The following is a 12,262-nucleotide window of genomic DNA, read 5'->3' as shown; positions in this document are numbered from 1 at the left end:
TCGTTTCTATTTATGTTTATTCCTTGGTTAAATTACTTGATGAATTCTAATACTTTAGCGCCCATTTCGTTGGTGCCTAATATTTTGTCGGCAGGGGTTTCTGCATTAGCAATGTCGCCTGTTCTCCAGCCGGCTTTCAAGGTATCAGCAACGGCTTGCGTCACTGTTTTTGCTTCGTCCTGTAGTCCGAAAGCGATGTCCAGCATCAATGCTGCGGATAGGATAGAGGCGAGTGGATTTGCTTTATTCTGGCCTGCAATATCGTGTGCTGAGCCATGGATAGGTTCGAAAAATCCAGTGCCATCGCCCATCGATGCCGAAGCTAGCATACCCATAGAGCCTGCTATCTGTGATGCTTCGTCGGTTAGGATATCGCCGAAAAGGTTCGCCGTAAGCACGACGTCGAATTTCTTAGGGTTCTTCACTAATTGCATAGCGGCATTGTCGATGAACATGTGCTCTGTTTCTACATCGCTATACTCTTGAGCAAGCTCTTGTACCACTTCGCGCCATAGTCTGGACGTTTCTAACACATTGGCTTTATCTACCGAGCATAGTTTTTTGCTGCGTGTTCTCGCTGCTTCAAAAGCTTTGCGCGCGATGCGCTCCACCTCATAGCGGTGATAGTTCATTAAGTCAGATGCGAAGGTGTTGTCCTCGTTGCGGTTTTTCTCGCCGAAGTACACATCGCCGGTTAGTTCGCGGAAGAAAAGTATATCTGTTCCACGTAAAACCTCAGGCTTTAAGCTGGAAGCATCCAATAGTTCATCGAATAATAGGATTGGGCGTAGGTTAGCATATAAGCCCAATTCTTTACGTATTTTCAATAGCCCTTGCTCCGGGCGTACCTTTGCCGAAGGGTCGTTGTCATATTTTGCATGTCCGATAGCACCGAAAAGAATAGCATCTGAGGATTTAGCTTTTTCTAATGTCTCATCTGGCAGTGGATTTCCGGTAGCTTCAATGGCTGTATGACCCATAATCGCTTCGTCAAAAACGAACTCATGGCCGTATTTTTCTGCAATAGCTTCTAATACTTGTTTTCCCCAAGTCGTTACTTCTTGTCCAATTCCATCTCCCGGAATAATAAGAATGTTCTTTCTCATATACTATAAAACGTTTTCTACTTTATGTTCAATGGCTTTTACTTCGCCACGCTCTAATACAATTCTATGTTCAATGCAGTTTGGCAGTTGGCTTTCATAATGGCCAACATAGATTAACGTCTTGCCATATTGGCAAAGCTCGTCTACTACATCGTTAAAATACTTAGCCTGTGTGGTATCTAATCCCTGACACGGCTCATCCAACACCAAGAGGGGAGGATTCTTTATAATGCTTCTGGCCAGCATGGCCAGTCGCTGCTTCCCGAGGGGAAGCGTATGGAGCAATTGATCTTTATGTTCGGTAAGATCAAAGAAATCCATGAGTTCTTCAATTTGTTTTTTCTCCTGAAATTTTACATCGATAAACCATCCGATGCTATCGTAGAATCCAGAAGCAAGGGTATGCCATACGGTCGCCTGCTGATCAAAATACCAGTGCATCTCCGGCGAGATCATGCCGATCTTCTCCTTGATGTCCCAAATGCTCTCGCCAGATCCTCGTGGATTGCCGAATAACGATATGGACAAACCGTAGGACTGCGGGTGGTCGCCATTGATTAAGCTCAATAAAGTCGACTTCCCGGAACCATTCGGTCCTTGTAATAACCATTTTTCGCCTACCTTGACAGACCAGGAAACCTTTTTCAAGACTTCCTTTTCACCATATCGGATGACAATATCCTTTAATTCCGCGATATGCGAATATGGCGTCTCAGGGATGGCTTTCAGGAAGCTAGGCAATGGCTTCTTGACGCGTTGCGCGTCTTGCAATACCTCGTCTAGACTATCAGCTTTTTCAATACGGCCATCAACAAGTTGTACGATGGAATTAATTCCATGAGGCAATTGCTTATCGTTTGTAATCAATAGCAACTGAACACCCTCGACGATCAATTCGTCTAGCCATTCGTTGAGTACTGCGCGTGAATTTGTGTCAAGGCCGGTGTAAGGTTCATCGATGATGAGCAACTGCGGTTTTTGCCAAAGTCCCTTGACTAATTGTAATTTCTTGTGTTCACCGCTGGATAACTCGATCAATTGGGACTGCTGTACATTCTCAAATCCGAAAGCCTTGATCTTTTCCTGAATTGCGGAAAAATCTAAGCCTTCTTTTTCTGCGAAATGCATCAATTCTGCATGCACCGTCAGCGTATCATGTCCTTGGTGACGGTTATAGCGCTGCTGATAATAGAAATTACGGTCGCCTTCAAGATTGGTAAACTGATACCAATTGGCGACATACACTGTTTTTTGAGCTAAAGAGCTGGACAGGTCGTAGTTGATTTCCACCTGTCCAGTTCCTTTGACAAGTCCGGCTATGGCTTTCGCTAAGCTAGTCTTGCCGGAGCCAGATTTACCAGCCAATACAAGCTGTTCGCCTTTCGCAATGGTCCATGACAAATCCTGCAAAACGGAATGTCTTCCGTATGCGAGCGAAAAGTCTCGTATATGCACCGTTACTGGCATTATCTTGCTGCTTCGAAGTTTTCTATTTCTGCTTTATGGCTTAAGATGAAGTCGATATCATCATAGCCATTAATTAGGCATGATTTCTTGTAAGGATTGATTTCAAAGGTGAATTGATCACCTGTTTCGGCAATCGTTAGTGTCTGTGCCTCTAAATCCACAACAAGTTCCGTATCCGGGTTAACAAATACCTTGTCGAAGATTTTTTCAAGGAATTCCTCTGAAACCGTGATAGGCAATACGCCGTTGTTCAAGGCATTGCCTTTGAAGATATCCGCGAAGAATGAGCTAACAACCACGTCAAATCCGTAGTCTTGTATAGCCCATGCAGCATGCTCACGGGAAGAACCACATCCGAAGTTCTTTCCAGCAACAAGAATCTTTCCTGAATAGGTAGGATTGTTCATCACGAAGTCAACCTTCGGCTGATCGTAACTGTCGAATCGCCAGTCACGGAATAAGTTGTTACCGAAGCCTTCGCGTGTTGTCGCTTTTAAGAAACGCGCCGGGATAATCTGATCGGTATCTATGTTTTCTATCGGTAGAGGAACTACGCGTGAGGATAGTTTTTCAAATTTTTTCATCTCTTTATTTATTATGCTTTAGAGGAATGTCAGAATTAAATGTAATGTTCGACCTTTGGAAAAGGATCGTAAAAGTGATGTAACAGCTTTTTCCAATCCTGATACACTTCTGATTGCCTAAAGCCAATCGTGTGATCTTCTAGGGTTTTCCAATGGACAAGCAGGATATATTGATCATCATGCTCCATACACTTTTTTAATTCATGGTTTATATATCCGTCGATGGACTGTATGATTGCTTCAGCTTCTTTAAAAGCCTTCTCAAATTCGCTAGAAAGACCAGCTTTAATATGTAGAATTGCAACCTCCAATACCATAGACGAGAAACCTCTTCGTTATACCAATTCTCTTACGTCTACGATTTTGCCGGCTACTGCTGCTGCTGCTGCACTCAATGGGCTTACCAACATCGTACGAGCATTTGGCCCCTGACGTCCTTCGAAGTTACGGTTAGAAGTCGAAACACAGTATTTACCTGCAGGAATCTTATCCTCGTTCATCCCTAGACATGCTGAACATCCGGGTTCACGAAGCATGAAGCCTGCTGCTTCAAATACCTTGTCGATACCTTCTTCTTTTGCCTGGGCTTCAACTTGTTTTGATCCCGGAACAATCCAAACTTCTACATTGTCGGCTTTCTTTTTACCTTGGACAAAGGCAGCGACTTGACGCAGATCTTCGATACGAGAGTTTGTACAACTTCCAATAAAGACATAATCAACGGGCTTGCCGATTACAGAATCGCCATCATGGAAGCCCATGTAATCCAGCGCTTTTTGATAGGATGGACGCTCATTCTCAGGTTGAGAATCTGTGGTTGGGATGTGTTCCGTAATACCGATCCCCATACCCGGGTTAGTACCATAGGTAATCATCGGTTGGATATCCGCAGCGTCAAATATTAATACTTCATCGAATTGTGCATCATCATCAGAGTATAATGTTTTCCAATAGGCTAATGCTTTATCCCATTCTTCGCCTTTTGGAGCAAATTCTCTTCCCTTGATATATTCGAAGGTAGTTTCATCCGGTGCAATCAAACCACCGCGAGCACCCATTTCTATACTCATATTACAGATCGTCATTCGACCCTCCATACTTAAAGAACGAATAGCTGAACCTGCGTATTCAACAAAATATCCAGTCCCACCAGCAGCAGAGATTTTTGAAATAATGTAAAGGATGATATCCTTCGCACCTACTCCGTTGCCTAATTCACCATTGACCTCGATCTTCATGGTCTTTGGTTTCTGTTGCAATAAACATTGTGTAGCAAATACCTGCTCAACCTGTGAAGTACCAATACCAAATGCAATAGCACCGAAAGCACCATGCGTTGAAGTATGGCTATCCCCACACACCATTGTTTTTCCGGGAAGTGTAATACCTAACTCAGGACCTATAACATGGACAATACCTTGGTAAGGGTGTCCTAAGCCGTATAGTTCAATGCCGAATTCTTTACAGTTTTTTGTAAGCATATCTACCTGATAGCGAGATAGCTCTTCTTTTATTGGAAGGTGCTGATCTAATGTAGGCACATTATGGTCAGCAGTGGCTACCGTTTGTTGAGGTCTGAATACCGGTAGTCCTCTTTTGCGTAATCCATCGAAAGCCTGCGGAGAGGTTACTTCATGGATTAGATGGGTATCGATATATAACATATCTGGAAACCCTTCAGCACGCTTGACGACATGTGCATCCCAAATTTTTTCTACTAATGTTTTTCCCATTTCTTTTATTGAACTGTTTGGTTTTAATTGTAAATGGGGTAAAATTATGAGATTATTAATTTTACCCCATTGAAAGCTATCTAATTTACGAAAAATTTAAATAGTTTTAATAGCTTTCATGGCAGTCATAGCTTTACGCAGCTTTCTACCCACTACTTCAACCTCGTGATTACGTAATTGCTCATTGACCTGAACCAATGTTATATTGTCTACTGACCCGTCTTTGCCTTCATTATAGTTTTTACCAACAACATCCGTGTCGATTTTGCTCATGAAGTCCTTCAACAATGGCTTGCATGCCTGGTCGAATAGGTAACAACCGTATTCTGCCGTATCGGAGATAACACGGTTCATCTCGAATAATTTCTTACGAGCGATAGTATTTGCGATTAATGGAGTCTCGTGTAATGACTCGTAATATGCAGATTCTGGCTTGATACCTGCGTCTACCATGGTTTCGAAAGCTAATTCCACACCTGCACGAACAAATGCAGACATCAGTAAATAGTTATCGAAGTATTCTTGCTCGTCGATTTTAACATCACCAGCAGCAGTCTTTTCAAAAGCGGTTTCTCCAGTTTCTGCTCTCCATTTCAATAGATTCGCATCGCCATTCGCCCAGTCTTCCATCATTGTTTTGCTGAAATGACCCGACATAATATCGTCTTGGTGTTTTTGGAATAAAGGACGCATAATGTCTTTCAATTCCTCCGACAATTGGAAAGCTTTAACTTTAGCTGGATTGCTCAAACGATCGAACATACCGCTCACACCACCATGTTTTAACGCTTCTGTGATCACTTCCACACCGTATTGAACAAGTTTTGCAGCATAGCCGGCGTCGATTCCTTTCTCTACCATTTTGTCAAATGATAGGATAGAGCCTGTTTGTAATAAACCACAAAGGATAGTTTGCTCGCCCATTAAGTCTGATTTCACTTCCGCTACGAAAGATGATTTCAAAACACCTGCGCGGTGGCCACCCGTTCCGACACAGTAAGCTTTTGCTTCTGCCCAGCCCTTACCTTGAGGATCATTCTCCGGGTGAACAGCGATTAGCGTAGGTACGCCGAATCCTCTCAAGTATTCTGCACGAACTTCTGAGCCCGGACATTTCGGTGCTACCATGATGACAGTAATATCTTTACGGATCTGCATACCTTCTTCTACGATATTGAAACCGTGAGAATAAGATAATGTAGCGCCTTCTTTCATCAATGGCATTACCGCATTGATTACCGAAGTGTGTTGTTTATCTGGAGTTAAGTTGATCACTAAATCAGCAGTAGGGATAAGTTCTTCATAAGTTCCTACATTGAAGTTGTTATCCGTTGCATTTTTCCAAGAATCTCTTTTTTGTTCAATAGCTTCTTTACGTAAAGCATAAGATACATCTAAACCACTATCTCTAAGGTTCAAACCTTGGTTCAAGCCTTGAGCACCACATCCTACGATTACGATCTTTTTACCTTTTAAAGCATTTACACCATCGTTGAATTCTGAAGAATCCATAAACTCTGCGACACCTAATTGATTTAACTGCTCTCTAAGAGGTAATGTGTTGAAATAATTTGCCATTGCTGTACTGTTTAAAATATTTTTCTTTTTAGATTGATTATTGATTGTTGATTATGCGTTTTTGGGCTACTGCGTATCCCAGATGCAGGTTGTCATGGCCAATGGAGGTGGTCAGGACATCTTCGATGGTATTCATCGTTGCACCATAAGTAGCAGTTTCATAAGCTGTAATAATATCGAATACACCTTCCTTGTAATCATTTTCGATTTCCTCGATCGTCGATAAGGCTAGGGCTTTCAGTTCATCGACTTCCGCTTGCTCCACAAAGTATGTTGGCTTTGTGCCTTTAGCATATGCATCCACATACTTTACCCAGCTTACGCCTTCTTTGATTCCAGTGCGTGTATAGCTCAGGGTCTGTGTGCTGACAACGATATGGCCGAAGTTCCAAATGATGTTGTTATTGAAACCTGCAGGGACTTCGTTCAACTGTTCTAAGTTAAGTTCTTCGATTAATTTGATGAAAGCACGGCGACTCTCGAATATGAATTTAAATACATTTTCCATCTACGTCCCGAATTACATAGTAAATACATCATCACGTTGATCCAGGAACTCGTTTTCAACGATTTCCGGTGCTGGCTCTTCCTGTTCGAACTGCTTAAGCTTTTTGTGGAATCCTGCGCTATCTTTAATGATAGCGATACGAGCGCCACGAACAAATTCGATAAGCTTGTACTTCCCAAGTTCTTCCGTTAGGCGGTCGATCTCTTCGCGATGTCCTGCTGTTTCGAAGACGATGTAGTCATTACGGATAACAACAACGTTAGCTCCGTACTGACGTAATAAACGCTCTACATATGCTTTCTCAGCAATTACATCTGCTGGGACCTTATATAAAGCTTGCTCTTGCCAAATTAACTCATCGTTCGTATTGAAATAAGCTTTCAATACTTCCACTTGTTTTTCAATCTGACGGCATAGCTTGCGGACAACCTCTTCCGATTCGGTAATCAGAATCGTGAAGCGGTGTATATTTTCCACCTCAGAAGGGGAGGTGTTCAAACTTTCTATATTGATTTTACGGCGCGAGAAGATTCCGGTGATACGGCCGATCATCCCGATAGTATTTTCTGTGTAAACAGTTATTGTATATTCTTGCTTTTCCATTTTACTTCAATCTGATTTCAGAAACACTCGTTCCTTGTGCAACCATCGGGAATACGTTGTTCTCTTTCCCCACCATCACTTCCAATAGGTAAGAGCCATCATGCTCAAGCATTGTCTTCAATGCTGATTTCAGGTGCTGACGTTCTGATACTTTGTTTCCATCGATATAATATCCCTTCGCTACAGCAACAAAGTCAGGGCTGGTGATATTCACAAACGAATAACGTTTGTCGTGGAACAACTGCTGCCATTGGCGAACCATTCCTAAGAACTCGTTGTTTAAGATGAGAATCTTCACCTTTGCGCCAAACTGCATAATCGTTCCAAGCTCCTGAATAGTCATTTGTATACCACCATCACCGATAATCGCAATGACATCACGATCTGGAGCACCATACCAAGCACCGATTGCCGCAGGCAAACCGAATCCCATCGTTCCTAAGCCTCCTGATGTAACACTGGATTTTGATTGAGTGTATTTTGCGTAACGACAAGCTACCATCTGATGTTGACCGACGTCAGTAACAATAACAGCATTACCACCCGTTAGCTCATTAAGCTCACGAACAACTTCGCCCATCGTCATGATATCCGTCGTAGGATTAAGTTCCTCCTGGATAACTTCCTTGATTTCCTCTTTTTCCAATTCGCGGAACTGCTGTAACCAGGCGCTGTGATCTACCTTATCTAATAAGGCAGTCAACATCGGAAGTGTTTCCTTACAGTCGCCCCATACAGGAACAGCTGCTTTCACATTCTTGTCGATCTCTGCAGGGTCGATATCCAAATGGACCACTTTCGCCTGTTTCGCATATTTATCCAAACGACCGGTTACACGGTCATCGAAACGCATACCAATAGCGATCAATACATCACACTCATTGGTCATCACGTTTGGCGCATAGTTACCATGCATACCTAACATACCGACATGAAGCGGGTGATCAGTAGCAAGGGCGCTCAAGCCCATTACGGTTGCAGCCGCAGGGAATCCGCTCTTTTCAATAAAACGCTGGAATTCCTCCTCTGCTTTACCTAGGATAACGCCTTGGCCGAATAAGACAAATGGTTTCTTTGCCGCATTGATTACGCGCGCTGCCTCCTCTACATATTCCTTGCGAACAATAGGAGCAGGGCGATATGAGCGAATATGGTTGCACTTTTCATAGCCTTCATAATCGAAAAGCTGTAATTGTGCATTCTTAGTAATATCAATCAATACTGGCCCCGGACGACCGGTGCGAGCAATATAAAATGCTTTCGCTAGTACACTTGGAATCTCATTGGCATCAGTAACCTGATAGTTCCACTTCGTGACTGGAGTAGTAATGTTAATCACGTCAGTTTCTTGGAATGCATCTGTCCCTAGCAATGAAGCAAATACCTGACCTGTAACACAGACCACTGGATTGCTATCAATCATCGCATCCGCCAAACCTGTAACTAGGTTTGTAGCGCCCGGACCGCTTGTTGCAAAAGCCACACCCACACGTCCTGATGTACGTGCGTATCCTTGTGCAGCATGAATTCCACCCTGTTCGTGACGCACCAAAATATGCTTCAATTTATCATTGTAATCATACAACGCATCATAAATTGGCATAATCGCACCACCCGGATACCCGAATACGGTATCCACACCCTCGTGGATTAAGGCCTCTAAAACCGCTTGCGAACCACTAATCTGTGTGTTTGCCGCTACGGTAGTAGCTTCCAAAGTTTCCGTTTTTTCAAGTGTACTCATTATTTATTGAATTTAGACATTGGACCTTATCGGTAAGATAGCTTGCTCGCCTGTTCGCCCAATGTATATTAAAATTTAATGTTCAAATTCTATTGTCATGATGTGGATATTGTTCCTCGCTGACCTCTAGTGTTAACCCCTGCTCTAATATCTAATATCTCACATCTAACATCTAACTACATATCCGTCACACAGCCCTCTGAAGCGTTAGCTACAGTCTTCGCGTATTTGTATAAGACGCCCTTTGTTACCTTCAAGGCTGGCTTTGTCCAATTAGCACGACGTTTAGCGATCTCCTCATCAGAAACCTTCAGGTTAATCGTATTATTTACCGCGTCGATCTCAATAACATCGTCATCCTGTACCAGACCAATCAATCCGCCTTCGTAAGCCTCAGGTGTGATATGTCCTACAACGAATCCATGTGTTCCGCCAGAGAAGCGGCCGTCGGTAATCAATGCAACCGATGTTCCTAAGCCTGCGCCGATGATCAATGAAGTCGGTTTCAACATCTCCGGCATTCCAGGAGCTCCTTTAGGACCTTCATTCTTGATAACGATGACATCGCCCGGCTTGATTCTACCCGTCGATACACCAGCCACTAGATCATGCTCTCCGTCAAATACGCGCGCAGGACCAGTAAATTTCTCACCTTCTTTCCCTGATATCTTCGCCACAGAACCTAGCTCTGCCAAGTTGCCGTATAGAATCTGAAGGTGACCCGTTGCTTTGATTGGCTTCGCCAATGGCTGGATAATTGGCTGATTGTAATCCATAATAGATTTAACATCCGCTAAGTTCTCCGCCATGGTCTTACCCGTTACGGTCAAGCAATCGCCATGCAATAGCCCTTCATCCAACAAATAACGAAGCACCGCTGGGATACCTCCATACTGATGTAAATCCTGCATCAAGTACTTTCCTGAAGGTTTGAAATCCGCTAATACCGGAGTCTCATCAGACATGCGTTGGAAATCATCAGGAGAGATATCGACTCCTACCGATTTACCCATTGCGATAAAGTGCAATACAGCATTTGTTGAACCACCTAGGATAACGATCGTGCGCATCGCATTCTCAAAAGCTTTGCGTGTCATGATATCCGAAGGTTTAATATCTTTTTCTAATAGAATACGGATGTATTTTCCGACTTCTAAACATTCCTCTTGTTTTTCTTTTGAAGTCGCCGGGTTAGAAGAGGAGTAAGGTAAGCTCATCCCCATCGCTTCAATTGCAGAAGCCATGGTATTCGCTGTATACATACCACCGCAAGCGCCTGCTCCCGGACAGGTATGTCTGATCACTCCATCATAATCCTCATCAGAAATAGTGCCTGCAACCTTTTTTCCTAAGGCTTCAAATGCCGATACTATATTCAGTTCCTCGCCTTTATAATGACCAGGAGCAATCGTTCCGCCATAAACCATGATAGCAGGACGATTCAAGCGGCCCATCGCCATAATAGCACCGGGCATATTCTTATCGCAGCCGGGAATCGCTACTACCCCATCATAGTATTGACCGCCGCAGATTGTTTCGATGCTATCCGCAATAACATCGCGTGAAACTAGCGAATAGCGCATCCCATCTGTACCATTACTCATTCCATCACTCACTCCAATAGTTCCAAAGGTCAGACCCACCAATTCGCTATCCCAAATTCCTTTTTTGACGACTTTCGCCAAATCATTTAGGTGCATATTACAGGTGTTCCCATCATAACCCATACTCGCAATACCAACTTGTGCTTTCTCCATGTCTGCATCGGTCAAGCCGATACCATAGAGCATAGCCTTTGCCGCTGGCTGCGTCTGATCTTGCGTAAAGATCTTACTGTACTTGTTGATTCCCTTTTCGTTATCAGATGATGACTTCATAATTCTCTTGCTCTAATACTAAGTTTTTATATTTTCGTTGGATAGATGCGCCAATGCTGTCTTCCCATGCTTCCGGGTAAACAACCTGGTCTACTTGTTTAATTCCTATAATGCCCGCTGCGGTACCACTTAAAAAAGCACTGTCTGCAGCATAAACGTCTTGAACAGACAAACGCTTTTCAATAATATCAAAGTTTAATCCTTTACAGATATCAATAACGGTCTGGCGTGTAATTCCAGGGAAGATATTACCCAACGGTGGGGTATAGATCTTAAAGTCTTTCTCGATAAATAAGTTCTCGCTCGAAGCTTGCGCCACAAAACCTTCCTGATCTACCAATAAGGCCTCATCAAAACCATGCTGAATAGCGTCACTGGTTGCTAAGATAGAGTTGATAAACTGTCCGGAAACTTTCGCCCCTACAGGGAAGGACTTCGGATTCGGACGCTCTATTTTCGAAATGTTCACCTTTAATAGGTTCTGCCCCAAATAAGGTCCCCATTCCCAGGCAGCAATCATGATGTTTGCCGAGGTCGCTGAGGTCAGGTGCATATTCGATCCCGAATAGATCAACGGACGGATGTATGCCGAACGCAGGTTGTTTACCTCCAGTAGCTCATAAGTCTTTTCAATAAGCTCGCGATTATTCCATGTATAAGGCAATCCTATTGCCTCACATGATCTCTTTAATCGCTCGTAGTGTTCTTCTGCCTTAAAGATGCGTGTGCCGTTGTGCGTGCTATATGCGCGTAATCCTTCGAATGCGCCATAGCCATAATGCAACGATTGACCGAATAAGTCTACACCGGCACTGCTAGCTTTTACAAAGCTATTATTTAAGTAGATCTGGGTGTCTTGATTATAGTACTGCATACACTTCTTTTTTTGTTACCTGAATCGAACTATTTATTCGGTTTACACTCACCGTGATTTTATCACTTTGTAAGTTACTCCGATTTAAAATTTCTTACAATAGCCAAATAAAGTATTTTCATTAAGTTTATTATTTTGACGATTAAAAATTAACAAAATAATATTTTATAAAAATTGATATTTATTAC

Annotated in this window: 11 protein-coding genes; all 11 read right to left on the bottom strand. The window is 43.0% G+C overall.

The genetic code is table 11. The features are described from left to right. Positions 1 to 32: 32 nt before the first annotated feature. Positions 33 to 1,106 carry a 3-isopropylmalate dehydrogenase gene (gene leuB, locus B2400_RS01505; RefSeq protein WP_149524912.1) on the bottom strand — a complete coding sequence of 358 codons (1,074 nt, stop codon included), beginning with the start codon at positions 1,104 to 1,106 and terminating at the stop codon, positions 33 to 35. Positions 1,107 to 1,109: 3 nt separating this feature from the next. Next, positions 1,110 to 2,573 (bottom strand): ATP-binding cassette domain-containing protein, encoded by a 1,464-nt coding sequence (locus tag B2400_RS01500; RefSeq protein WP_293930348.1) that lies wholly within the window; start codon positions 2,571 to 2,573, stop codon positions 1,110 to 1,112. Further along, positions 2,573 to 3,157, bottom strand: a complete 585-nt coding sequence (gene leuD, locus B2400_RS01495; RefSeq protein WP_149524916.1) for a 3-isopropylmalate dehydratase small subunit — start codon at positions 3,155 to 3,157, stop codon at positions 2,573 to 2,575. The genes B2400_RS01500 and leuD overlap by 1 nt, the downstream gene beginning before the upstream one ends. Before the next feature lie 35 nt (positions 3,158 to 3,192). Beyond that, entirely contained in the window at positions 3,193 to 3,474 is a 282-nt protein-coding gene (locus tag B2400_RS01490; protein WP_293930346.1) for an antibiotic biosynthesis monooxygenase family protein, read from the bottom strand. An 18-nt stretch (positions 3,475 to 3,492) separates the two neighbouring features. Continuing rightward, entirely contained in the window at positions 3,493 to 4,890 is a 1,398-nt protein-coding gene (gene leuC / locus B2400_RS01485; RefSeq protein WP_293930344.1) for a 3-isopropylmalate dehydratase large subunit, read from the bottom strand. Positions 4,891 to 4,986: 96 nt separating this feature from the next. Then, a complete protein-coding gene (ilvC, locus tag B2400_RS01480) occupies positions 4,987 to 6,468 on the bottom strand; it encodes a ketol-acid reductoisomerase (protein WP_149524920.1) in 1,482 nt (493 codons plus the stop codon). Positions 6,469 to 6,505: 37 nt separating this feature from the next. Further along, complete coding sequence (locus tag B2400_RS01475) at positions 6,506 to 6,976, bottom strand: DinB family protein (protein WP_149524921.1); 471 nt, start codon at positions 6,974 to 6,976, stop codon at positions 6,506 to 6,508. 12 nt (positions 6,977 to 6,988) lie between these two features. After that, a complete protein-coding gene (gene ilvN, locus B2400_RS01470) occupies positions 6,989 to 7,579 on the bottom strand; it encodes an acetolactate synthase small subunit (protein WP_149524922.1) in 591 nt (196 codons plus the stop codon). Position 7,580: 1 nt separating this feature from the next. Further along, positions 7,581 to 9,323 (bottom strand): biosynthetic-type acetolactate synthase large subunit, encoded by a 1,743-nt coding sequence (gene ilvB, locus B2400_RS01465; protein ID WP_286650588.1) that lies wholly within the window; start codon positions 9,321 to 9,323, stop codon positions 7,581 to 7,583. 176 nt (positions 9,324 to 9,499) lie between these two features. Further along, a complete protein-coding gene (gene ilvD / locus B2400_RS01460) occupies positions 9,500 to 11,200 on the bottom strand; it encodes a dihydroxy-acid dehydratase (protein WP_293930340.1) in 1,701 nt (566 codons plus the stop codon). Further along, positions 11,184 to 12,074, bottom strand: a complete 891-nt coding sequence (locus B2400_RS01455) for a branched-chain amino acid transaminase (RefSeq protein WP_149524925.1) — start codon at positions 12,072 to 12,074, stop codon at positions 11,184 to 11,186. Before B2400_RS01455 ends, ilvD begins: the two co-directional genes overlap by 17 nt. Between the last annotated feature and the right edge of the window lie 188 nt (positions 12,075 to 12,262).

The organism is Sphingobacterium sp. UBA6645, from assembly GCF_002455685.1.
Lineage (GTDB): Bacteria > Bacteroidota > Bacteroidia > Sphingobacteriales > Sphingobacteriaceae > Sphingobacterium > Sphingobacterium hotanense.
The sequence above is the reverse complement of the archived record's forward strand: the minus strand, read 5'-3'. Positions and strand labels throughout refer to the sequence as shown.